Source organism: Paenibacillus sp. AK121 (assembly GCF_019042715.1).
GTDB lineage: Bacteria > Bacillota > Bacilli > Paenibacillales > Paenibacillaceae > Paenibacillus > Paenibacillus polymyxa_C.
The window spans coordinates 154,518-179,445 of record NZ_JAHPJM010000010.1; the positions used below are offsets into that span (position 1 = coordinate 154,518).

The 24,928-nt window shown below is 44.4% G+C and carries 19 protein-coding genes, 1 pseudogene and 1 riboswitch; of the genes and pseudogenes, 10 read left to right on the forward strand and 10 right to left on the reverse strand.

Translation table 11 applies throughout. The features are described from left to right. The first annotated feature begins 138 nt into the window (after positions 1-138). Positions 139-1,080: a thioredoxin-disulfide reductase gene (gene trxB / locus KSP24_RS17975; RefSeq protein WP_016820315.1), complete on the forward strand. Its 942-nt coding sequence runs from the start codon at positions 139-141 to the stop codon at positions 1,078-1,080. A gap of 58 nt (positions 1,081-1,138) precedes the next feature. Then, positions 1,139-1,369: a glutaredoxin family protein gene (locus KSP24_RS17980; protein WP_013373091.1), complete on the forward strand. Its 231-nt coding sequence runs from the start codon at positions 1,139-1,141 to the stop codon at positions 1,367-1,369. A gap of 84 nt (positions 1,370-1,453) precedes the next feature. Here the strand turns inward: KSP24_RS17980 and KSP24_RS17985 are convergent, their stop codons facing one another. After that, positions 1,454-2,626: an ROK family transcriptional regulator gene (locus KSP24_RS17985; RefSeq protein WP_025674804.1), complete on the reverse strand. Its 1,173-nt coding sequence runs from the start codon at positions 2,624-2,626 to the stop codon at positions 1,454-1,456. 134 nt (positions 2,627-2,760) lie between these two features. Here KSP24_RS17985 and xylA point away from each other — a divergent pair, with 134 nt between their 5' ends. Further along, positions 2,761-4,077: a xylose isomerase gene (gene xylA / locus KSP24_RS17990; protein ID WP_013373089.1), complete on the forward strand. Its 1,317-nt coding sequence runs from the start codon at positions 2,761-2,763 to the stop codon at positions 4,075-4,077. Positions 4,078-4,133: 56 nt separating this feature from the next. Then, positions 4,134-5,657, forward strand: a complete 1,524-nt coding sequence (xylB, locus tag KSP24_RS17995; protein WP_216976121.1) for a xylulokinase — start codon at positions 4,134-4,136, stop codon at positions 5,655-5,657. Positions 5,658-5,728: 71 nt separating this feature from the next. Here xylB and KSP24_RS18000 read toward each other — a convergent pair whose 3' ends face one another. Further along, positions 5,729-8,959, reverse strand: coding sequence for a type 2 lanthipeptide synthetase LanM family protein (locus tag KSP24_RS18000; RefSeq protein ID WP_216976123.1), 3,231 nt, complete (start codon positions 8,957-8,959; stop codon positions 5,729-5,731). Between the two features lie 107 nt (positions 8,960-9,066). Beyond that, complete coding sequence (locus tag KSP24_RS18005; protein ID WP_013373086.1) at positions 9,067-9,288, reverse strand: mersacidin family lantibiotic; 222 nt, start codon at positions 9,286-9,288, stop codon at positions 9,067-9,069. 226 nt (positions 9,289-9,514) lie between these two features. Between KSP24_RS18005 and KSP24_RS18010 the strand changes: the two genes are divergently transcribed. Genes KSP24_RS18010 through KSP24_RS18025 form a run of 4 tightly spaced genes read left to right on the forward strand, consistent with a single transcriptional unit; the run spans position 9,515 to position 13,903 of the window. Beyond that, positions 9,515-9,757 (forward strand): response regulator transcription factor, encoded by a 243-nt coding sequence (locus KSP24_RS18010; RefSeq protein WP_025674810.1) that lies wholly within the window; start codon positions 9,515-9,517, stop codon positions 9,755-9,757. 16 nt (positions 9,758-9,773) lie between these two features. Continuing rightward, entirely contained in the window at positions 9,774-11,903 is a 2,130-nt protein-coding gene (locus KSP24_RS18015; RefSeq protein ID WP_267127977.1) for a peptidase domain-containing ABC transporter, read from the forward strand. Between the two features lie 16 nt (positions 11,904-11,919). Next, positions 11,920-13,173: a hypothetical protein gene (locus KSP24_RS18020; RefSeq protein ID WP_040102868.1), complete on the forward strand. Its 1,254-nt coding sequence runs from the start codon at positions 11,920-11,922 to the stop codon at positions 13,171-13,173. Positions 13,174-13,186: 13 nt separating this feature from the next. Then, positions 13,187-13,903 carry an ABC transporter ATP-binding protein gene (locus KSP24_RS18025; RefSeq protein WP_040102869.1) on the forward strand — a complete coding sequence of 239 codons (717 nt, stop codon included), beginning with the start codon at positions 13,187-13,189 and terminating at the stop codon, positions 13,901-13,903. Between the two features lie 141 nt (positions 13,904-14,044). Here KSP24_RS18025 and KSP24_RS18030 read toward each other — a convergent pair whose 3' ends face one another. Genes KSP24_RS18030 through KSP24_RS18040 form a run of 3 tightly spaced genes read right to left on the reverse strand, consistent with a single transcriptional unit; the run spans position 14,045 to position 16,572 of the window. Beyond that, on the reverse strand, positions 14,045-14,227 hold the full coding sequence (locus KSP24_RS18030) for a FeoB-associated Cys-rich membrane protein (protein WP_013373081.1): 183 nt from the start codon (positions 14,225-14,227) through the stop codon (positions 14,045-14,047). Between the two features lie 36 nt (positions 14,228-14,263). Continuing rightward, positions 14,264-16,273, reverse strand: a complete 2,010-nt coding sequence (feoB, locus tag KSP24_RS18035; RefSeq protein WP_216976125.1) for a ferrous iron transport protein B — start codon at positions 16,271-16,273, stop codon at positions 14,264-14,266. Next, on the reverse strand, positions 16,264-16,572 hold the full coding sequence (locus KSP24_RS18040) for a FeoA family protein (protein WP_238791542.1): 309 nt from the start codon (positions 16,570-16,572) through the stop codon (positions 16,264-16,266). The genes feoB and KSP24_RS18040 overlap by 10 nt, the downstream gene beginning before the upstream one ends. A gap of 217 nt (positions 16,573-16,789) precedes the next feature. Between KSP24_RS18040 and KSP24_RS18045 the strand changes: the two genes are divergently transcribed. Continuing rightward, entirely contained in the window at positions 16,790-17,917 is a 1,128-nt protein-coding gene (locus KSP24_RS18045; protein WP_025674823.1) for a transglutaminase domain-containing protein, read from the forward strand. Positions 17,918-17,966: 49 nt separating this feature from the next. Next, positions 17,967-19,343 carry an MFS transporter gene (locus tag KSP24_RS18050; RefSeq protein ID WP_216976127.1) on the forward strand — a complete coding sequence of 459 codons (1,377 nt, stop codon included), beginning with the start codon at positions 17,967-17,969 and terminating at the stop codon, positions 19,341-19,343. Positions 19,344-19,468: 125 nt separating this feature from the next. On the opposite strand, the gene KSP24_RS18055 is transcribed toward KSP24_RS18050, so the two are convergent. The 4 genes and pseudogenes from KSP24_RS18055 to KSP24_RS18070 form a co-directional block, all read right to left on the reverse strand. Continuing rightward, positions 19,469-20,935, reverse strand: coding sequence for an amino acid permease (locus tag KSP24_RS18055; protein ID WP_013373076.1), 1,467 nt, complete (start codon positions 20,933-20,935; stop codon positions 19,469-19,471). A gap of 134 nt (positions 20,936-21,069) precedes the next feature. Then, positions 21,070-21,272, reverse strand: a riboswitch (Lysine riboswitch). Positions 21,273-21,393: 121 nt separating this feature from the next. Then, positions 21,394-22,527 carry a virulence factor gene (locus tag KSP24_RS18060; protein WP_016324726.1) on the reverse strand — a complete coding sequence of 378 codons (1,134 nt, stop codon included), beginning with the start codon at positions 22,525-22,527 and terminating at the stop codon, positions 21,394-21,396. Between the two features lie 398 nt (positions 22,528-22,925). Then, positions 22,926-24,172, reverse strand: a pseudogene (locus KSP24_RS18065) (MFS transporter). An 86-nt stretch (positions 24,173-24,258) separates the two neighbouring features. Next, entirely contained in the window at positions 24,259-24,813 is a 555-nt protein-coding gene (locus KSP24_RS18070) for a MarR family winged helix-turn-helix transcriptional regulator (RefSeq protein WP_058710434.1), read from the reverse strand. Positions 24,814-24,928 lie beyond the last annotated feature (115 nt).

The following is a 24,928-nucleotide window of genomic DNA, read 5'->3' on the forward strand; positions in this document are numbered from 1 at the left end:
GTTTTTTACAATATCCGGGTGTCCACTTTTTGGGATGAGCTTCTGTCAGCACTACTTTTAGAGTATATGCAGTAGCCCAGCGCCCGGTACCGAAAACTCGCTATATAATACTTATGATATTTTAGGAGGAACCAAGATATGTACAAGTCCATTATTATAGGTACCGGCCCTGCCGGTTTGACCGCCGCTATTTACCTCGCACGTGCTAATATGAACCCGCTGGTAATCGAGGGACCACAGCCAGGTGGACAATTAACCACGACTACAGAAGTTGAGAATTTTCCAGGCTTTCCTGAAGGAATCATGGGACCTGATTTGATGGATAATATGCGTAAGCAAGCGGAGCGTTTTGGCGCTGAATTCCGCACAGGCTGGGTGAACAAGGTAGACACAACTGCTCGTCCATTTACACTGGATGTAGAAGGTTTGGGTGAACTGGTTACCGATACGCTGATTATTTCCACAGGGGCGACTGCCAAATACCTGGGGATACCCGGTGAACAAGATAATATCGGACGCGGCGTGAGCACTTGCGCTACCTGTGACGGGTTCTTCTTCCGCGGCAAAGAAATCGTTGTTATCGGCGGTGGGGACTCTGCACTGGAAGAAGCTAATTTCCTGACTCGCTTTGCTTCCAAAGTAACGTTGGTACATCGTCGTGAAGAATTGAGAGCTTCTAAAATTATGCAGGATCGTGCTCGTGCGAACAGCAAAATTGAATGGGCGCTCAATCGTACTCCTGTCGAAGTAGTTGCAGACGAAAACGGAGTAACTGGCTTGAAAGTGCTAAACAACGCAACAGGTGAAGAGGAAATCATTACAGTGAGCGGCGTATTCGTGGCAATTGGCCATCATCCGAATACAGGCTTCCTCGAAGGACAAATTACAACGGATGCGAACGGTTATATCGTCGTCAATCCGGGTACCTCCGAAACAAACGTGCCTGGCGTATTCGCTTGTGGCGACGTACAGGATACACGCTACAGACAAGCGATTACCGCAGCAGGTAGTGGTTGTATGGCTGCTATGGACAGCGAGAAATACATCGAAAGTCTGGAGCACAGCGCACTGGCCCTGTAATGATATTTGGAAGTATGAATAAATATAATGTAACAAAATAAATGATGAGGTGATATTCATGGAAAAAGCAATAGTTTACACATCTACAAACTGTCCGCATTGCCGTCAAGTAAAAAGCTACCTGGCTGAAAAAGGTGTCGAATACGAAGAACGCAACATTGAAACCAATGAAGCTTTTGCGCAAGAGGTTTGGGATATGGGCATTCGCGCTGTTCCATTGACTTTGATCGGAGAAGAACGTATTTCCGGTATGAACAAAACCAAGTTTGAAAAAGTGTTGAACGCTTAATCCAACCTTATAGCAGACAACGGATTTTGCAAAATCCTAAGCAAAAAAAGCGTACAGGAACCTGAGTGTTCCTGTACGCTTTTTTTATAAAGATACACGTACACGCCCGAGAAAAGGAGCTGTTGCCGCATAGGCGGCACCTAGCATCGTCGAACGGCTGCCAAGCGTGGAGAAACGAATCTGTAGTTGCCGGCGGTGATAGGGCAGGGCACGTTCGTCAATCACTTTACGCATACTTTGCTCCAACCAAGGTCTGGCTTCCGCGAGTGGACCGCCAATGATAAGCATGCCAGGGTTGAGGCTGTTCACAATGTTGGTAATACCCACACCCAAATATCGCCCGATTTCACCAAGGACGCTTAATGTACTCACATCACCTTGCTGGGCAAACGGTAATAATCCCGCTGTATTATGTGCGGGCAGCTTCAAGGTGGATGCTACATACGCCTTCTCCGAAGCATACAGCTCCCAGCAGCCTCGGCTGCCGCAGGAGCAGAGGCGCCCATTCCAGTCAATGGACATATGCCCGCTCTCGCCCGCGTATCCCCAAGCCCCTTGATACGGCTTGCCATCAATGATAATTCCGGCCCCGATCCCGGAGCCTGCACTGATGTAGACCAGATCCCGCACCAGTTGCCGATGATCGGCGTCCATACCATAGTACAATTCGCCTTGTGCACCGACGTTGGCCTCATTATCCACCACTATGGGAAGACCCAGCTCTGTCTCCAGCTGCTGCCGTAGCGGAACCTCTTCCCAGCCCAGATTGGGTGCGAATAAAACATTTCCGGTTTCATCCACCATCCCTGGTACCCCCAACCCAATGCCGACAATACCGTGAGGGGAGGGAGGGGTGACCTGCATGAGCTTCTGAACGAGCTTACGGATTTGTTCGATGACAAAGTCAGGATCATGCTGGGTTAGAGAAAGGGTAAGCTCTGTTTCAATGGTACCTGCCAGATCGGTCAGAGCGCCCTTGATGTACTGTACACTAACCTCGATACCAAGTACAAAGCCTGCACGGCTGTTGAACAGCAGCATTAAAGGTTTGCGCCCACCGCTGGATTCTCCTAATCCTGTCTCATACACCAATCCATCGGTGATAAGCTCTGCAACCAGGTTGGACACGGTGGCCTTGTTTAATCCGGTTTGACTGGATAACTGTGCCCGGGATAGAGGGGCATGAAGGCGGATGCGCTCCAATACAATGGATTTATTCAGCTTTTTGACAAGCGCCTGATCGCCAGTAACATTCATGGTTATTTCCCTTCCTGTTGATGTAATTCCCATTATTATATCATAAAAATAAACTTAGTTTAAGCAATAGACAAAGTTTCTTGGCTGTGCTAGAATCATTTTTGTAAACGTTTACTACAAAGGAGGAACTTATAATGGCTTATTTCGAACAAGTATCCAAAATTAACTTTGAGGGCAAGCAATCCGATAATCCTTTTGCGTTCAAATTTTATAATCCTCAGGAAATAGTAGCGGGAAAAACCATGGAGGAGCATTTGCGTTTTAGTATGGCCTATTGGCATACGCTGGTTGCAGGCGGCTCTGATCCTTTTGGAGTAGAGACTGCGGAACGCCCATGGTCCAAGTTTACCGGACTTGATTTGGCGAAGGCACGTGTGGAAGCTGCCTTTGAGCTGCTGGATAAACTGAATTTACCTTATTTCGCCTTCCACGATGTGGATATTGCTCCTGAAGGCGCGTCACTGAAGGAATTTTACAGCAATCTGGATACCATCGTGGATCTGATTGAGGAGCACATGAAGGCTACGGGGAAAAAGCTGCTGTGGAACACGGCGAACATGTTTAGCCATCCACGTTATTTGCATGGAGCTGCGACGACTTGCAATGCAGATGTATACGCACACGCAGCTGCTCAAATTAAAAAAGGACTGGAAGTGGGCAAACGTTTGGGCGCAGATAACTACGTATTCTGGGGAGGCCGTGAAGGCTATGAAACACTGCTGAATACAGATTTGAAGTTGGAACAGGACAATCTGGGACGGATGTTCCATATGGCCGTGGACTACGCGCGTGAAATCGGCTTTGACGCTCAATTCCTGATTGAGCCAAAACCGAAGGAGCCAACCAAGCATCAGTATGATTTTGATGCGGCGACGACGATTGCCTTCCTGCAAAAATATGATCTGGATCAGCATTTCAAGCTTAATCTGGAAGCTAACCATGCCACTTTGGCGGGTCATACTTTTGATCATGAAGTACGTGTAGCACGGGTTAACGGCATGTTGGGTTCTCTGGATGCCAACCAAGGTGATTTGCTGCTGGGCTGGGATACGGACGAATTCCCGGTTGATCTGTATGATGCCACACTAACCATGTATGAAGTACTGCAAAATGAAGGATTAGGCCGTGGCGGTATCAACTTTGATGCCAAGGTGCGCAGAGCATCGTTTGAGCCAGAAGATTTGTTCCTCGCGCACATCGCAGGTATGGATACGTATGCGAAAGGGTTGAAGGTAGCCGCCAAACTGATCGAGGATCGTGTGTTTGAGGACTTTATTGAGAAGCGGTACAGCAGCTTTAAAGAAGGCATTGGAGCAGACATTGTATCTGGAAAAGCAACGCTTGCTTCCCTGGCTGAATATGCTCTGGCGAACGAAGCACCACGCAAAAACGTGTCCGGTCGTCAGGAATATCTGAAAGCAACATTGAATCAATACATTTTGGCTGATTAATGCCGGAATTTATATATGAATAAGGGCCGTACGATCACAGGGAAGGAGGAACTCCAATGCAGGAGAAGTTAAAACAGGAGCTGGAGCGCTATGTCATCGGCGTGGATTTGGGTACCAGTGCGGTCAAAACGGTGCTGGTCAACCGTAAGGGGCAGGTGGCTTATGAAACCTCTCAGTCATATCCTCTTCATCAGCCGAAAGCAGGGTATAGCGAACAGCAGCCTGAAGACTGGGTGCGTGGGACGTTAGCATCGTTGAAAGAGCTTGTAGAGAAGGCCGGAATCGCCGGAACAGATGCTGTGGACGGCATCAGCTTTTCGGGGCAGATGCACGGGCTTGTGCTGACTGACAAGGAAGGCCAAGTACTTCGTCCAGCTATTCTATGGAATGACACGCGCACAACGGCACAATGCCGCCGTATTGAAGAACAGCTCGGGCCAGCGCTGCTAAGTATCGCGCGCAACCGCGCGCTGGAAGGCTTCACGCTACCCAAGCTACTGTGGGTGCAGGAGCATGAGCCAGACGTGCTGGCTCGTGCGGCCCATTTTATGCTGCCCAAAGATTATGTGCGCTACTGTCTCACAGGAGAGTTGGCGATGGAGTATTCGGATGCGGCAGGCACGCTGCTGCTAGACATCGCGAACAAGCAGTGGAGCGAAGAGATCGCAGCTGCGTTTGATCTGCCGTTGTCGCTGTTCCCGCCGCTGGTGGAATCCTTTGACCAGACGGGTACACTATTGCCGGAGATTGCGGAGCAGAGCGGGCTTTCGTCTGAAACCAAGGTCTATGCAGGTGGAGCAGACAACGCATGTGGCGCGATTGGTGCCGGCATTTTGAGCGAAGGCCGCACCTTGTGCAGTATCGGCACCTCAGGAGTTGTGCTTTCCTATGAGGAACGCAAGGATATCGACGTTCAGGGACGGGCACATTTTTTTAATCATAGTGAGCAGGATGCTTATTATATCATGGGGGTTACACTCGCGGCCGGATATAGCTTGACCTGGTTTAAGGATACCTTTGCGCCGGAACATTCTTTTGACGCACTGTTGGAGGATGTAAACTCGATCGAGCCGGGCAGCCGAGGGCTGTTGTTCACGCCTTATATCGTGGGCGAACGTACCCCTCATCCGGATGCAGCTATTCGAGGCAGCTTTATCGGGATGGATGCAGGGCATAAGCTTCCGCATTTTACACGAGCAGTGCTGGAGGGAATTACGTTTTCGCTCAAGGAATCCATTGATATTCTCAGAGGCACGGGCAAAACGGTGAATGAAGTGATTTCCATTGGCGGCGGTGCGCGTAATGAGGCATGGCTGCAAATGCAGGCCGATATTTTTAACGCGGATATCGTCAAGCTGGAAAGTGAGCAGGGTCCTGCCTTGGGAGCGGCTATGCTGGCTGCTTATGGTAGCGGGTGGTTTGAATCGCTGCAAGCGTGCGCTGAAGCTTTTCTGCGTGAAGCAGCAAGATATACGCCAAATCCGGAACGTGTGGCACAGTATGAAGGTTTATATGAGCTATACCGTGAAGTTTATCTACACACACGGGAGCTAAGTGAGCAATTGGCGGTCTATCGCTGAATAGACTTTACGTTAATAAAAGCCATAATAAGGGTTGCCTGATGAGGCACCTTTATTATGGCTTTTGAATTTTAAGGACGTTTAGTGCAAGAGGACTCCTTATAAAGTGGCTCCTGTAGTGAGAGGATACTTGGTAAGGAAGTTAACGAGTGGAGACGCATGAATTGATAACCTATTCCAGACAAACCTAGCCACAACCCCTGGGAATCTAACGCAGTGGGCAGGCCAGTCTTAAATTTACTATGCTCGAAAAAATAATTTAATGCAATGTTGCCTTGTTTCTTTGCCTCCGCAACCCACTCTGGACGGTTAAGAGCTTGTCCAGCTAAAATTAATAACTCAATATTTCCGAGACTTCCATGACAAATGCAGTGACTTTTATTAAATCCGTATTTTAAAGTTGTATTAACTGCTATTTCGATATTTTGGACGATATCAGGTATTAAACTTGATTTTAAATAAGGCATACATAAGGTTAATCCTATGCCAATTCCACTAGCCCCATGACACCAATTAGCCAGATCATGATTCTCCTTAATATCTTGATCAATCCAGTTAAAATAGTTTGGAGAATAGGATTCTGTTAAGTGAGCAAATGCTTTCTCGGCAGTAGCATAGTAGCAATTATTTTTAGTAACTGCTGCAAGACGAAACAAAGCTGAAGCAATACCAGTACTACCGTGGCCAAAGCCTACGTAGGGGGTTGAAGATACACTAGATGTCCATGAAATCATCTCATTATTTTTTTCTCCATGTTTTAACAAGTGCTCTCCATATTGAGTTGCTACCTCTAGAGTCTTAACCGATTTTGTAAGACTATATTCATTTAAAAGAACGTGAATAACTCCAGCCGAACCTCCTAAGAGATCGAAGAAAGTATCCTCGTCTATGCTATCTTCCAAATTACTTATAATGTCCAATTTCCGCTTGCTCCAAGCATAGTTAAAACCTAATAAACTCTCAAAATGAGAGAGAGTATATAAGAGAGAAGCTTGGCCATAAAAGGCTGATGGGAATTTTAGGTGTACAGGTATTTTACTTAGCGTTGTTTCAAGTGCAGCTAGAGCTATGTTGGTGTACTTCTCCTCTTTTGAGATTTTTCCGAGATATGCTAGAAATAATGCAATGCCTGCCGTACCATCATATAATCCAGGGCTTAAGGCAGACAAATAAAGTTGTCCGCGATAATTTAGATTCATTCCAATCCAAGTTACATACCTTTTGCTTTGGCTAAACACTGATTTTTCAATTAACTCATCGCCAAGGATTTTTGCTGTCTCAAGAAAGTTTTCAGAGTGTAATGGTTTTGGACTGTAACCGCTTGTCATTACTTTTTCATTTTGAGAGGGAGCATGTACTTTATGTACATGTTTTCCTAATGATGAGCCTGCTATGGAAGAAGAGATCCAATCGCTGTATAAAGAAATACTGTCAGTACTTAAGGATCTCAATCTATCTTCTACTATTGACATGCTTGTTCGGGTAAACACATCTTTTATACATCTGCCATAACTATCCCAAAGGTCAAGTGAATTAGGAGTACCAGTGAAATATGGAATATCTCCTGCTCGTAAATCTTGCAGTTCTGAAGAAATAATCCGATCATCCAGCCAAGAAAACCAAATCCGATCAAGTAGATTCTCTTGATTTAGAGCATCGCGACCATAATCAGGATGTCGAGATTCGAGAAGGAAATTTGTATAAAATTGTGTTGATCGCAATACGATACGAACTGGCGTATTATTAAAACTAAAGAGAGGACTTGTTGGGACTAGTAAATCCATTTTGTATTGAAGAAGCATGGAACATAATGATTGGAAACCATTTATAATTTCAGCAGTGTAGTCACCTGCATTTTTAAATTCTCCTTCCAATGAAGGGCGATTGTTACCAGTTGAAGTGGACTGAGACTTTCTAATGTATCTCATATTATCAGTATTTACATCTACTAAACTCAACACCGGGTAGGGTGTCATTTGCCGTTCTCCATTTACACCACTCAATTCAAGTCCAAATCCTTTATCATCTTGATGAAACAAGATAGGGAGGAGTGAAGTGCCTAATGGAGAATTACGGATTTTAAACTGAGCTTCTATATCTGCGGAATCGGGGACATTATGATATACCTGGTTGTGAAAGAGGGTTTCCAAATCAATCAGCATTGGATGCTCCCCGAAAGCAATTAAATTTTCAAAATGAAAATCGGTCCCATCCAGTACATATATAATGGCTAAAAGCGCTCCTAAACGTGTATAAAAACATTGAATTTCTTCTTCAGTTTTGCAAGGTTTTGCTTCGATAAATTTTTCATAACCATAACCGTCTAATGCGATAACAGAATTTCTTTGGAGAAAAGGAGAAAACCCTTTATCATTAAACCATTGAATTAATTCTTGAAAATGGAGAGAGATATCTAATGGCTTTGGCTTATACATAAACGATTGCCCGTTTGCAAGATATAACCGCATTACTGTGCGACCTTGTTGATGAGAATCACCGAACCCAGCATCAATACGTATAAGTTCTGATGAATGTAAAGAAAATGTATCGATAATCATAGATCTGTTTAGGAGATAACGGTCTAACGTCTCTTTTGTTACATTTACAAAAAGCATAGTTCTTTCAGCTAAAGTCCGGGCAATAACTGCATACTCAGAAAAAAATGATACAAGTTGTTTATGTCCTACAAATTTTTTCTCAATGAAAGAGATAAATCGTTCCTCCGGAGTTAGCCCTTCTAATTCTCCCAAAGCTTTAGCTATATTTAGTTCTAAGACAAATGATCGACCAGCGATTTGGGTCAATTGAAAAGATAATGTATGCAAGACCGAATTTATCGTACTCTCATGTAGAATAAAATCCTGAGCATTATCTATATTGCATAAGTGCTGTTTTAATTGATTTCTGGACCAAATAATAAATGGACGAACAAGAATATCCATTGTTCGAGACTCATTTTGCAAAACTGGTTGATTTTCATTCATTTTTAGAGCCTCTTCCAAAACTTGAAACCAATCTGCTTGATACTCTTTAATAACCGTTAAATAGTTCTCATCCCATTTAAGATTTTCCGTAGATTGAATCAAGGCTCCAAATATTTCTTCATTCATACTTAAAGCTTTAAATCGAGCTTCCTTTTTGGATTCTGTACTAATAAGAGCAAATTTAAACCATTCGTCAATCAGTTCTGTCGTCTTCTCTTTATCTTGTTTCCAATTTTTATAATTAAAATCTTGAAAGGCTTGATCAAAAAGGTTCTTACGTTCTTGTAAAAAGAGAGCACGCATGATCTGCTCTTTCATAAATACCCCGTCCTCGTTTATATGAAGTTAAAAAACTCAATTTTAGGAAATAAAATAACTCAGGTATACGCCAATTAAGGCGTATACCTGAGTGGCATTCACTTATTTTATCCGGCATGCCCTGGAAAACAAACTAGTACTGTGACACCAATAACAGTAACAGTAATAGTTGGAGTAGAATCTGGTTGCACTCCTAAACCGCCATGTACACGAGAAAGCTCGTCAGCGCTCAACTCGACCAAAGCGTCGCCTGCAGGATGCTCAATCCCTTCTCCAGCTACACGAAGCTTTGGATTTTTCCATGCTTGGATCATTTCTTCTTTTGTCATTATTCTTTACTCCTCTCGGGAATGTAGTGATATAAGACAAACCTAATGATAATCATATTCCCTAAAAATTTGCACTTCATAAAAGTGCATTTTAATGTAAAAACCTATAAAAATTCAAAAAAAAACGATTTTATTTTTAATTTTACAAATATATTCATTGAATATGTATTGAATTTCTTCCTTAATTATGAAAAAATATTCATAAAAGACATAGGGGGAGTGAAAATTGAGAGAAAATCAAAATTTGTCTCCAAAAGAACAAAAAGTTGCAATTTGTATAGCTCAAGGATACAAAGACAGCGAAATCTCCCGGAATTTATCTATCAGTATGAGACGTACTGCCGAAATTGTGGCTTCAATTAAAGAGAAATGGAATATAAAAACAAGAGTTGAGATTGGTATATTCGCTTATCATTACGGCTTAGTTTTTTTGACAGAAGGTATGGAGGTGCATTCCTCTGAATTTTAATAAGAAAGTACCTTTTATTGAACAGATGGAACATAGTGAATGTGGATTAGCCAGCTTGGCTATGATTTTGGGTTTTTATGGACATAATATTTCTTTAACAGAGTTAAGAAATCAGGTTGGTGCAGTACGCGCAGGTATATCTATGCAACAACTTCAAGAAATAGGAAGTACATATCATTTAAAATCACGAGGATATCGGGCAACTGCATCTCAATTAAATGAGCTAATCGCTCCTCTGATTTTGTTATGGGATAACCAGCATTTTGTGGTTCTTGAGAAAATAAAAAAGAAAAAGGTAATAATCCTTGATCCGGCTTTTGGAAGACTCATTCTTCCTCTCAAAGAATTCACAGAGAAGTATTCGGGTTTTGCACTTTCTTTAATCCCGTTAAAGGATTTTCGGAGTAAAAGAAAAAGGCCAAAATGGATGTTCTATATCAAATTAGCCTTTAAGAGTAGGAAACTTCTTATTTCTGTATTTTTGGTCTCAATACTTCTTCAAGGATTAGGTGTTTTAATACCTAAGATCACCCAATTCTCTGTTGACAACTTACTAGAATCCAAAAATAATTCTTTTCTGGTCCCATTGGGGTGGGCTATTTTTACAATATTTCTATTTTCACAGTTATTCCAATTTTTAAGGGGTTACATGATTGCCAAGTTACAATCCCAAATGGATACTTCTATGATGACACAATTTATCGCTAAGCTTTTCAAACTTCCTTTTGAGTTCTTTGAAAATCGAAAAGGAGGAGAATTGGTATTTAGAGCTAACTCTAATGTAACAATTAGAAGGGTATTATCTAATCGAGTTATAACTATTTTTATTGACGGGCTTTTACTTATAACTTATGCAGCTTTAATGATTAATCTACTATGGCAAATTGGATTATTAGTTACAATTATAGGTTTTCTATTGTTACTTATTACCGTTTTAAGTTCTTTTACTACTCACCGTTTATCTCGAAAGGAGACTTCGAGCCAGGCTGAGATGCATGGTTTTTTATCAGAACATATACATGGAATTACAGACATAAAAGTTTTAGGGTTCGAGAGTAGAGTATTTAAGAAGTGGGAGGAGCTTTTTAAAAAACAACTAACTAATACGGAAAAACGTGTCATTTGGAATGCATCACTTGATTCCATGACAGTTAGCATCCAGTTTATTTTTCCCCTACTAATTCTATGGATTGGATTCCATTATGTGCTTGAGGGATGGATAACTTTCGGGGGACTCCTGGGCTTACAAACATTGTCAACTGCTTTTATGGTACCGCTTGTTTCCTTAGGATCGACTCTTAGTGAACTTGTCACTGTGGGCACATATATTCAACGAATTCAAGATGTTATTGAAAATGTAGAGGAGCCTTCAGGTAACCATAAACCGAACCATACTTTTAAAGGATATATTAAGTTTAAAGATGTTTCCTTTAATTATCATCGATTTGGAAAATATGTTTTAAAAAATATTAATCTTGAAATATTCCCAGGTGAAAAGGTTGCAATTGTGGGTGCATCAGGCTCAGGTAAAAGTACTTTGGCGAAGTTAATACTAGGACTTTATAAGGCCTCAATAGGAGAAGTCAGCGTCGATAATATCCCGCTGGATCAATGGCATTTGAGAGAGTTTCGTCAAAAAATAGGTGTTATTCTACAAGAGACAAAATTATTCAATGTTTCTATATTGGATAACATCGCCATGGACAATGGAGATTGTACCATAGATATGGTAGTTCGGGCAGCAAAGCAAGCCGATATTCACCGTTTTATTATGAGTCTCCCTTTAGGCTATCAAACTGTTGTTTCCGAGAACGGATTAAACTTTTCAGGGGGACAACGGCAACGTATTTTATTGGCGCGTGCTTTTTTGGCAGAACCTCAAATTCTCCTTTTAGATGAGGCAACAAGTTCGCTTGATAGTGTTTCAGAGCAATTGATAACAGATTTCTTACAAGAAAGACATTGTACACAGATCATTATTGCTCATCGTCTTAGTACAGTCCAACGAGCTGATAGAATAATTGTGCTTGATCAAGGGGAAATAATAGAACAAGGAAATCATCAGGAATTGATCGGTTTAAAAGGTAAATATTTTGATTTGTATAATTTGAAGAAAACTGATTTTCAGGTTGAGCCAGTTTTGTGACTTGGAGACGAGAAAAATGACAAGTATAAAGTTATGTGAAATATTGTATCTAAAGCAACTCAGAAAGCTAACTAAAATGGAGGCTGCTTTATTCATTTTTTTATTAATTTTAATTCCCAATGGATTAGCTAATGCTACCTTAAGGTTAAACAGCTTGGGTATTAAAGCAATGATGTGGGCTATCATATATGGAATCATTGGTTTTTTGATTCAATTTGGTATAAGTATATCGATTTCTAAAATGGAGGAAGTACGTTTTTTGTGGTCTATAGGAAAGGGAAATTGGTTTTTAACCCAATATACTATTGTAAAGAAAATTCCTTTTCTAATATTACTTTTATGGATCGTAGTTGGCCAGATCTTATGGGATGTTCATCATAATTACATTTTTAGTATGGTTTCAGGATTGATCTTAGGTGTGCTTTTAGCAGAGATATTTTGGTATATAACGTTATTTAGAAAGTTCTCTGGCTATGCAATAAGCTTTTTCTTTCTATCACTGGTTGTAGTCTATTTCATATTGCCAATGTCTCTGTCAGTACGTATTTTGACTTGGATTTTGTTATGTATAAGCATGGGATATATAACTCTCTATTTTGCACAACGCTCTTGGTCTGTTTTTTTACAGTATCATGGTTCAAAAAAAGTTTTGGGACGACGTGGATGGCTATCTCAATGTCCACTCCTAAAAAAGGAATTGTTATTTATTATTAGGCCAGTTAACCTGTTTTCTTTTTTTATTTTAGCTTTGGGAATTGAAGTTTTAAACTCTTATATTATTAGAGAAAGCCCGTTTATTCTTTCAATCAGTAGCGCGATATTATCATGGTTTGCTGTTGATATCTGGGCTGTCAAGAGTCTTGTTATAGAGGAAAAAGGACTACTAATATATAAAGCAACGTTATTTGCCTGGAAGAAGATGCTGCGCACTAAATGGTTAATTTTATGTGTTTTAAACATAGGAATTATTTTTATGCATCAGTGGTTTTGGGGGATTTATTTACAGATTAGTCCAGTGATTTTATCAATCCAAACTATATGGAGTATATTCCTCTCAACTACTTTAATTAGTTTGGGCATGCCTTTGGGTTACAAATTTTTATCCATAGACTATTTAGGAAATTACCGTATCAAGTTTCTTGGGAGCTGGGTCATAGCAATGAGCATGCTATTACTATTGTATCTTCATCAATTTCATAAAGTATTATTTGTAGCTATATCAGTTATGATCTATACAAGATTTATACTTTTTTATAAAAAGGTATCTTAGGAGTGAGTCAACGATGACCCAAGAACATAAATCATCATTTTTACAACTGGATCAAGTTTCTTTCAGTTACGGCTCCAGAGAAATTATACATGGATTAAATTGGGATGTCCCAGACCACCAAATTACTGTGTTGCTAGGTCCTAATGGAGCGGGTAAATCAACTTTATTAAGTTTAATTGCTGGTCTCCATCAGGTACAAAAAGGTACAATTCGCTTCAATCAAACCATAATTGATTTTGAAAATCAAAACTATAAATCAATGGTAGGATATCTACAAGAATTCCCTTTTTATTATCCTGCACTTTCTGTATCAGAAATGATGCGACTTATTGGGGGGTTACGACAGGTACCGAAGGACCAACTCGAAATGCGCATCGCTAAATGGCTGGACAGATTCAAATTAGAAGATTATCAAAATATAAAAATGGAAGAGTTATCACAAGGAACTAAAAAGAGAGTTGCATTAGCTTCAATGCTCTTACATGAACCTAGAATTCTTATATTAGATGAACCGACTAACGGATTAGATCCTGATCAAGTGATGATTGTTAGAAGTACACTACGGGAGTATCTAACAGAAGGCAGAGTTATATTGTTATCTACTCATATTATAGGATTAGCTGAGAAATTAGCAGACCAGGTTGCCATTCTTCGAAACGGTCGGATAACATATTCAGGAAGATCTACAATTGACCTTGAACGCCTATATATAGCACATCAACATGACTAGCTTATTAGTACCCCTGATTAAAATGTTTTCAAGGAATAGAGTAACAATGAAAAAACTTGGCTAACAGTGCTCCCTGTAATGTATTTAGAGAGCAGTCGCCAAGTTTTTTCTTGCTATCCGTCCATTGTGAGATGACTATGGTTAACCTTTGTGAGCTGCCGTTGTTTTTCTGGTATCCTCATTCACTGAGCTCACGGCACAGCCTGGGCATGACTTGCTCGATGAACAGCCAGCACAGGCGCCTTGGCGGCTTTTTCGCAAAAATCTTACCAGCACCCATGCACTGTAACCGAGGATCACCAATAAAATAATGATATTGACCATGGAATCCACTTCCTTTTATATACTCTAGGGTCTGACTTAACCCCAACCTAATAATCTGCCACACTGATAGATCAAGACGGCGATGATATATGCCACGGTCAAAGGATAGATCACAGAAAATGCGGTCCAGCGCCAGGAGAGTGTCTCCTTGCGAATAACCGCTACCGTAGCCAGACACGGCACATACAACAGAATGAACACCATAAAGCTAAATGAGGCAAGCGATGTAAAAGCATGACTGACTTGCAGTTCCAATCCCTGCATATCGGGAACATGATAAATGATATTCATCGTTGAGACGATAACCTCTTTGGCCATAAAGCCTGTAAGCAGAGACGCGCCTGCTTGCCAGGTGCCAAAACCAAGAGGGGCCAATAGAGGTGCAAACCATCCTCCAATCGTAGCGAGCAGGCTGTCATCCATTTCTACGCCAAAGCCCTGCGGACCGAAATTGGACAAGAGCCAGATGCCTACAGAGCCTGCAAGAATAATCGTTCCGGCTTTACGGACGAAGCCTTTGACCTTCTCCCATGTGCTGCGAAATAATGTAAGAGCCTGCGGCACCCGATAGGGAGGGAGCTCTACGATAAAGAGGGAGGGCTCACCTGATAAAATAGATACTTTGGAAAAAATTTTGGCAAGTATAAGCGATACCGTGATCCCTAACACATACATCAGCATGATAATGCTCGCCGCATGTGACGGGAAAAACACACCTGCAAACAACGCATAGACTGGCAAGCGGGCCGAGCATGACATAAAGGGTACCAGCAACGTTGTAATGAGGCGTTCTCTTGGTTGTTCAATGGTGCGTGCTGCCATAATAGCTGGCACATTACAGCCAAATCCGATGATGAAGGGAATGAAGCTTTTTCCGTTCAAGCCCACGGCTTGCATCAAGCGATCCATGAGTATCGTGACCCGTGCCATATACCCGGAGTCTTCGATTACCGAGATAATCAGAAATAAAATAGCAATTTGAGGCAGAAAAACAAGCACACCCCCGACCCCAGCCACGATGCCGTCCACGACTAGACTTTGCGTAAAAGCGGACGCGTCCAAGTGAACGAGTAATTCAGTAATCCAGCTGCTGAGTGTCCCTGAAAAAAATTCATCCAGCATATCTGAAAGAATGGTACCCGTCCAATCGAAGGTAAACTTAAAGGTAGCGTACATTAACAGTAAAAAGATCGGAATCCCCAAGTACCGATGAGTTAGCAGTGCATCCAGTTTATCAGTCAGGCTGTGCGGTCTGAGTTTGGATGTGTCAACTGCCTTGGTGCATAGCTCAGCAATCCATGCTGTTCTTACAGAACGAATATGTTGAGCAGGGGTGCTGGCATACCCTTCCCTGAGAAGCTCTTCCTCGCAGCGCTGGATGCGTGCAGTTACTTGTTCACGCAGTGTCTCATTCGTCATCCATTCCATGACGACCGGATTGTTTTCCAGACATTGCAGTGCAGCCCAGCGGAGCTGAGGCACAGATGTATGCGGCAGCAAGTTGCAAATATCCGAAATAGCAGCTTCGACAGCAGGACCGTAATCCAGTTGAAAAGCATTGGATGTATGTCTGACCTCTCGAAGGGAAGCAAGCATTTGCTTACTTCCACTACCTGTACGTGCCACCATCGGAATAATGGGAACGTTCAATTGATCAGCCAACAGTTCCTTGTTCACCCGAAGACCGGTGGCATCGGCTACATCGGTCATGTTTAAGCCAAGTACAAGCGGACGGCCGTATTCCAATAATTGTACGGTCAGATATAGATTGCGCTGGAGCTGGGAAGCATCCACGATGTTAATTAGCGCCGCAGGCGGTTCTTCCAGCAAATAACGGGTTGCGACGCCTTCATCCAGCGACAGAGGGAGTAAAGAGTAGGCACCCGGCAAATCCACCAATACGGCAGACTTGTCACGCAGGATTCCTGTTTTCTTTTCCACAGTGACGCCAGACCAGTTTCCTACTTCTGCATACGTACGAGTCAACTTGTTGAATAATGAGGTTTTTCCTGTATTGGGATTACCGAAAAGAGCGATCATGTCCATGTCGGAACGACCTCCAGTTGCTTCACTTGATTTTGGCGGAGGCCGACTAACTGGCCGTTGCATTCAATGACGATCGGGCCGCCCAATAAACTGATCTTTTTTAAGCGTATAATGGAGCCTTCGTTGATGCCCATGTCTGTTAAACGGCGGCGCAATGAGGGGTGAAGAGGGGCAAGAGATTGCAAACGCACAGTCTGACCTAATGGTGTACGAAGGAGTGAGATACATTCTGCCATGGTGCTCAGCCTTTCTGATCTAGAATGAGAATCAATATCATTTACTTCCGATGCCAGTACCATATCATGAGGAGTACTAGATTGCTGTGATAAAATTCTCTGCGAACGACATGTTTATGTATAGCCCTCTCTGTTATATAACAGATTAAGGTGTCGCAACCTGCCTTTAAATGCACTCATACCCGCCTGCAACCGACAAAACTAGAGCGTTTGGGGCAACTGTTTTTATGGTAAGATAGAGCTGTTTACAACTATGCTAAGAAGGGCAGGAACGCTCTGTATGAACAGAAAAATCGGGGTTAGGCTTGTAAAATGTCTGGTTGCAGGTGCAGCGCTGGCTGTGTTGCTGCCGCAGGCTGTAGAGTGGGGCAACAATGTGTATGCGGCGTCGGTCAAGCCGACTCCCTCCGTATCATCGCAGCAGCTTCAAAACAAGCTTTTACAGGCAATGGCTACGCGGAGTGAAACGCTGACCTTTACATATCAAGGGCGAGTGAACGGTCTCAAGCAGCAGTTACAGACAGCCATCCAACAGGCGATGGAGAGCGATCCGTATGTGAATTATACGATCAAAAGCTACGCATTCAGCTATACAGGCACAACCACCTCCGCCCAGGTTACGATTCGTTTAAGCTACCGGGAAACGAAGGAACAGACGGCATATGTGGATAGCACAGTGCAAGCTGTGCTGGGGGATATCATTACGAAGGGAATGACGGATCATGAAAAGGTGAAGGCCATCCATGATTGGATCGTCGTTCGCCTGAAGTATGATGAAGCACAGCAAAAGTACACAGCCTATGATGGTCTGAAAACGGGAAGCACGGTCTGCCAGGGTTATTCGCTGTTGGCTTATAAAATGCTCGAACGAGCAGGGATTACAAATCGGATTGTGGAAGGTAGAGCAGGAGGGCAGTTGCATGCATGGAATCTTGTTTTATTAGATGGCCGATGGTATCACATGGATACGACGTGGGATGACCCTACCCCCGATCGCGCGAACGAGGTAAGCACTTCATATTATCTGCTGACGGATTCAGAAATGCGACGGGATCACTCGTGGGTGAAACAGTACCCTCAGGCGAACACATCGTACCGCGAAACGTTATCGGCATTGATAGCTGCCGGAGGAGCAAAGGCTGCCGTGTATCAAAAACTGTACAATAACCTGGAATATCCATTGCAAGACGGCAAGGGACTGGTTAAATCATCAGCTGACATCAAGGAACAGGTTCGGAAGATGATAACTAAGGGAGAAACGTCACTTACTTTTGGCTATCAAGGGACGGAACGAAGTCTTAAGGAGGATTTACAGTCCTTGTATCAACTCGACTTGAAATCCATTTCCTATCAGATTACGGATCTCGGAAGTACCGGCAATCTTCGGGTAACCCTGAAATGGACTTAATTATTCGGCTGTAAAAAAGCCACCTTATCAAAGGAGTATTCTAATTTATATGCACAAGCGTTCCTTTACCTATTTGCTTGGCACGCAGACGATGTCCAATGCGGCCGACATTCTTTACATTATGGCACTTGTGTCTTTGGTCTTTCATGAAACAGACTCGATCTTCTCTTCGGTGCTCGTTCCGTTGCTGCGGATGGGGGCGCAGATGATCAGCGGCTTTTTAGCACCGCTCATTTTGGCCCGATTCCAGCTTCCTTTTATTTTATTCGTTTCCCAGTTTGGACAACTGGCTTTCTTCGCTATTCTGCTGGGACACTTATGGTCAGCGGGCACAGAGCCCGTATGGGTAATTGTGTTCGCGTTGGTGGCAGCCATGTCCTTTCTGGACGGCTGGACTACACCTGCGCGCAATGCACTGATTCCCCGCCTTGCTTCTGGGGAAGGACTCATGCGGGCAAACAGTCTGGTATCGGTCAGTGATCAGACGGTGCAATTAGCAGGGTGGGGGCTTAGTGGTGTGCTCGTAGCTATGCTGGGCTCGGAAAAAACATTGCTGGTGGCTGGCGGTCTGTATTTGATAGCGCTGATCTTCACCAGCTTGATTCGAGATCCCCTAGAGGGCAAAGCTCATTATTTGCTTCAGCCTGGAACAAGGGTACAAAATGGGGATGTCTTGGCTTCTGAGATTGTAACCGAGCCGGGACAAGGGCAACATGACTTGCCTCCAGCGCAGTTGGAAGATAAGCTGTATGGTCCGGAATCAGAGAGCCCAGCGGTGCCTCCTAAACGTAAAAAAGAAATACTGCGTGAAGGCTGGAGTCTCATCGGAGCCAGTCACAGACTGAAGGCTCTTATTTTTATGGATATGATTGACCTGCTGGGGGGATCGGTTTGGGTAGGCGCGTTCACGCTTGCCTTCGCTCAGCAGGTCTTGCACAAGAGCGAGGCATGGTGGGGATACATTAATGCGGCGTATTTTGCAGGTGCGATTGGTGGTGGCATCATAGTCCTTGCCTGCGTCAAGCATTTGCAGCGCAGACTGCTGCCCGCTATGCTGGTGGGGATGGCAGGCTACGGGCTGCTGACGGCTTGGTATGCACTGAACACATTACCGCCACTAACGCTGCTTATCGTGCTGTTGATGGGACTACCTGCGGAAATGTCGGTCGTCTCCCGCCGCACGATGATGCAAATGAGTGTGTCGGTACATGATTTGCCCAAGGTGCTGTCCGCCCAGGCTACGCTGACAAGCCTGACGTTTTGTATTTCGCTGCTTTTAATGGGCTGGATTGCAGATCATCTGGGTATCGTTAATTTGTACTTGTTTTCAGCAGTGCTAACGATGATTGCTGTCATATACGGTATTTTTAGTCGTCGTGCCTTATCTATGTCTTTATCAGCTGAAGTAGCTACTTCTTCCAAATAAACAGAAAAAGAAAAAGCCCGTCTCCGGGCATATACAGGGGAACATGCGGATAATGGTCTTGGGACCAGGTGTACCAGCGTGTTTTCCCTGATATGTGGAGACGGGTTTTTTATCACTGTGTTCTATTATTTATCCGAAGACGGATTTGAACTCAAATCACATTCTTTTAGCGGAACGATTTTAGTACGTTTGATCCATTTGTAGCCAAGCCACAGCAGAAGGAACAGCGGCACACTCATATACGTAGCGATCATCGTTTTCCAGTCAATCTCCTGTCCAGTGAAGGCATCCGTCCCTTGCCCGATAATGACAATGATACATAGAGCAAAGGCAAACAACGGTCCGAACGGGAACCAGCGGGCTTTGTAGGGAAGCTCACTCAGACTGTGACCCTGTGCAGTAAAGGCACGGCGGAAACGATAGTGGCTGACGGCAATACCGACCCACGTAATAAATCCGCACATTCCAGAGGCATTGAGCAGCCAGTTATAGACTACACCGTCTCCGTACAAGGAGGCGAGAAAAGCAAGCATACCAACAGCAGTCGTGATCAAAAGTGCATTCATAGGAATACCACGTCGATTGATACGCCCAAGGAAACGGGGAGCCTTGCCTTCCCGTGCCAAAGCGTACAGTACCCGAGTCGCTGCATACATACCCGAGTTGCCTGCTGACAATACGGAAGTCAAAATAACGGCGTTCATGACCGAGGCAGCAATGGCAAGCCCTGCTTTTTCAAATACGAGCGTGAACGGACTGACTCCGATATCACTGATATCTCCCCGCAGCAGATTCGGATTCGTATATGGAATGATCAAACCAATCACGAGAATCGCGAGAATATAAAAGAACAAGATACGCCAGAAGATTTGACGGATGGCACGTGGCACATTGTCACGCGGGTTTTCGCTTTCGCCAGCGGCTACCCCAATCAGCTCGGTTCCCTGAAAGGAAAAGCCCGCAGCCATAAATACGCCCAATACAGCGAAGAATCCACCATGGAACGGGGCATCTCCTACCGTGAAGTTGGCAAAGCCAACCGCAGGACCACCCATGATGCCGAAAATCATCAGCACCCCTACGGCCAAAAAGATGATTACAGTCACAATTTTAATCATCGCAAACCAGTATTCGGACTCACCGTAGCCTTTGACCGTCAACGCATTCAGCAAGAAGATTATGGCGAGAAATAACAGACTCCACCAGGCAGAGTGGCTTTCCGGGAACCAGTATTTGATTAGCACGGTCGCTGCTGCCAATTCGGCAGCAATCGTTACTGCCCAGTTGTACCAGAAGTTCCAGCCCATAGCAAAACCAAAAGCCGGATCAACGAAGCGACCTGCATAGGTATTAAAAGAGCCGGATTCAGGCATAAACGTAGCCAGCTCACCGAGGCTGGTCATTAAGAAGTAGACCATGAGGCCAACTGCTGCATAAGCCAGCAGGGCACCGCCGGGTCCAGCTTCGGCGACCGCGCCTCCACTGGCGAGGAATAGCCCTGTTCCGATAGAGCCGCCGAGGGCGATCATCGTCATATGACGGGCTTTGAGACTTTTACGCAAGGTTGCGTCAGATGTTGCTTTGTGTTGCACGTTCAAACACTCCTTCATGAAATTGTATTTCATGTCAGGGCAAGAGCCAGAAGGAGGGGGAGTATATAAATCAAAAGACCGCAGGGAATACGCCTGCGGTCTTGTCTATGCATTCCGCACCATACCTTCTTCTATAACAAGATAGCTCAACACACGTGTCTGTGTTAGGACATCGCGTGACAGTTCTGCTCCTTTCGGTTAGCAGCCCCAGCATACGGAGTATTTACAAAGAGTCAGCTCCGTATACTTCGGCGGGTGTACCTTTCTACTGGAATCTCAGACGGCTCTTGGCGTCTCCTCCAGTGTACTGATTACATCCGCGACCTCTACCTCATCATAAAACAGGTTGATGAGGTGTATGACATGATATTTTATTGTATAGCGAACTACAGTATACCGTACCTGTACACCTTCTGACAATCGACAATTTTTAGAAAATCCACTTATCGATTCTTAAATCAAGAGTTCCGCTTGGCCATCTGCTGCCAAACCGTACCTGCGGCTTGTTCGCCTGATTCGATGCGCTCCAGTGCCATTTTAGCTTGCAGACTGACCTCAAATTCGGGGTCATCGACGGCCTTCTCCAGCGCATCACGCGCATCCTCGGTTCCAACCTCGTATAGAAAACGGGCTGCACGCCAGCGAACCAGCTTGCTGCTGTCCGACAGGGCTCCGATCATAGCGCTGGTAGCGACGGGATCGCCAATGTCCGACAACGTGTCGCCAGCAGTGCGGCGTACTGCCGCTGAAGGATCGCGCAGCGCCTCGAACAGCAGTTCCATTGCCTCCGGTGAGCGAATATCGCCCAGATAGACGACTCCCAGCCGCCGTAGCTGCATTTTGTCGTCATGTAGCGCTTGCCGGATCAACGGCAAATGCTCAGGCGTCGGCTCCAGCCGATCCAGCGCAGCGTAGCGTGTGCGCCAGTCTTCGTGTTGGAGGGCCTGCTTCAGCTCGGCATCGCTCCACTCGCGGCGTTCCTCCACGAATTCGCTGTTGTCCGCGCCGTGGGCAATCGCCTGCTGGATAATTTGTTCCAGCCGATCCTGCGGAAAGGCTGCCTCCAATTCCTGCTCAACCTCGCGGGCAATATCCGGCAGTTCACCGTAACGGACGCCGTAATCACTCAGCTTGCGTTCTTTGATCAGTGTTGCACTTGCCACGCGGGTAACGGCTTGCACGAAGCGGTCGGACAAGGAAATTCGTTCCTCCTGCTGTCCTGCCTTAACCCTAATTTGCATGGGAAGACCGCGGAAAAATTGTACAAAAACCTGTGCTTCGCCAAACGCTTCCCCAGAGGTTTCCTCCGGTAAATCCCAGTTTGCGTCAGCACCTTCCTCGCCTAGCTGATCCCGGACTTGACCCAGAATAGTAGACCAATCCGCATTTCCTTTACGGTCAAGGGCTACAAAATCGGTCGTGTGAAACACGCTTTTGACCCCTTCAATCGCCAGCATACGCCGGATAAATGGGGGAGCGGAACGTTCATTGTCCCGTGTATATGTTCTGCGGATACCTGCTTCCAGTCGCTCATCCAGATGCAGCATCATGGTGTTCGGACTGGGAGTTGGCTCGATAGATGTTATCTTCATAGCTCGGTACAGCCTCCTGTTCAAAAGTTCTCCATATATCATATATAGCTTATCTGTATTGTACCTCATTCTGTGTATGTCTCCAAAGAGAGAGTTTTTATTTATGAAGAAAATACAATGACATATATCACACGATTTAGATGGGTTTACCTGATAAATAGAATTTTTTTTAAAATAAAAACAGGATGCTATATAAGCCAAACTCGAAAAAATGAACATGAAAACGGAGTAGGCGGAATGGTGCTGTACAAGCGTAGCGGTCGCTTTTGTCCCCGGATTTTTACCCTATTCATAGGCTTTATTCTAGAAATCCGGGGGCGGTGGCGATGGGAAGTACCATCCGACTGCGCAGTGGCACTATAGGTCACTTTTAAGTTCGGTTTTAGTTTGATGTTGTATTATGCATCCCGCTTCAGCGGATTGTTCTGACGGCGGTGAATGAGCAGAGAAGCGATAAATCCCACAGATAGAACTGCCGCCAGCAGCATAAACGTAGTCATCTGATTGCCGCCATTTCCCATCAAACGAATGGAAAGCATAGGTGCTAGACTCGTACCGGCAAACAGAATGAAGGTATACAGTGAGACGGCTATGGCCCTTGCTGTGCCGCCGAGCTGGCCAACTATTGCAATAAGTGAAGGGACACTCAGGGCAATGCCACTGACAAAACATACACTTAATACCACGATAGCTATTAGAGAATGCGTCATTCCCATCAGCGCCAAGCTGAGAATGGAAAGAAGAAGAGCTGTACGTAGTAAAAGGTGAACACCGAATTTCAGGGCCAGTTGTCCGGCGAATGGGGAGAGAAGCATGCCGATGATGCCAGCGGATCTGACGTATAGCATCTGTTTGCTATTCAGGCCAAATTCGGGACTGCCAAGGTAGCTTCCCAAAACCGTATACATGCTCACAAAGGACATCAGAAGAACAAAAGCGATTGTGTAGCTTAACCATAAAGGATACGAGCGCAGAACGGTCCCCAACTGGCCGAAGGCTGCCAAAATGCGAACCCCTCGTTGCGGAGAGGGAGCTTTAGGCAGGAAAAAAAGAACGATCAGGAAAGAACGATCAGGAAGGTGATGGCGTACAAAACACCTAGCATCCGAAATACCATATTCCATCCGATTTGTTCGCTAATGACAATACTAAATACCTGTCCGGTAATACCTGCCACGAGAAAGGCAGTGCTGATAAAGCCGATAGCTGTTACCCGTTTTTCAGTCGGAAACATATCTACGGCATATGCGAGAGCAACGGGGGAAAAGGTGGCTGCCGCCAAACCCTGAAGCAAGCGTAGTGCAACTAATACGGAATACTGACTGGTTAAGCTGAGGGAAAACGACAGGATCGTCAATGCGAGCAGTCCAGCGACGATAACCTGCTTGCGTCCAAAGCGATCAGACAATCCTCCATAAATTAGACATCCCACCGCAAAGCCTAAGGAAAAGATACTTCCCGGCAGAGCCGCTTCAGCTAGTGTTTTTTCAAATACTTTAGCGAAGAGAGGGACCAAAGGGATCGTTACATATAGGCTGGACATCACGGCAACCGCTGACCAGCATAGGATTACAGTCATCCATACATAAGGGAGAGCAACATTTTCCTTCTGTATAACGCTATCATTTGTTCGTAATTTACTCATCAATAGAACACTCCTTCATCAAATAAGTAGTTTGAGATACAAACAATTAAATATATTAGATAACCTAATTATACGTTTAAAAAAAATTATCTGCCCACCCCCAGTTTATCTTCCATATGATGATGAATTTTTTCTATAATTCGCAAAAAAACGATCTGCTCCTCGGGCTCCAAAATACTTGCTAGGGAAGCACAGGAAGACCAAAATACAGGAAGCACTTGCTGTACAAGGTGAGATCCCGCTTCTGTAATGCGTACATGAATTTTTCGCCGATCTATAGAACTATGTTCTCTGATAATCCAGCCTCGTTGCTCTGTCCAGTCCAGGAGAGATGTAACAGATGCACGACGAATTCCCAGACGGTCGGCTATCATAGAAGGGCTCATCTGGGCCTGAGATTGGTGCAGTGTCAACAGCAACAATAAATCTAGCTTACTCTCTGTCAGGCCGTAAGCAGCTAGATCCAAATCTATTGCGTCGAGCGTATTATCACTGGTCCATAGCAAGAAGAGACCAATACGGGCAAGTTGCCGATCCGTTTCTGCAAGGGCAGTTTGATCCATTAACTCCAGATAAGGTTCGGGTCCCAGACGAGGAAGAGGCTGCTGGATGGTGTCCCGCTTACTTTGTTTTGGCGGCATAAGTTCACTCTTTTCATATAATTAGGTTGTCTAACTATCACTAATATAACGTATTGCCATGCAAAAGACAATATCTAGCAAGAAATACTGCCACATTCCATACAGAAGCAGGGTT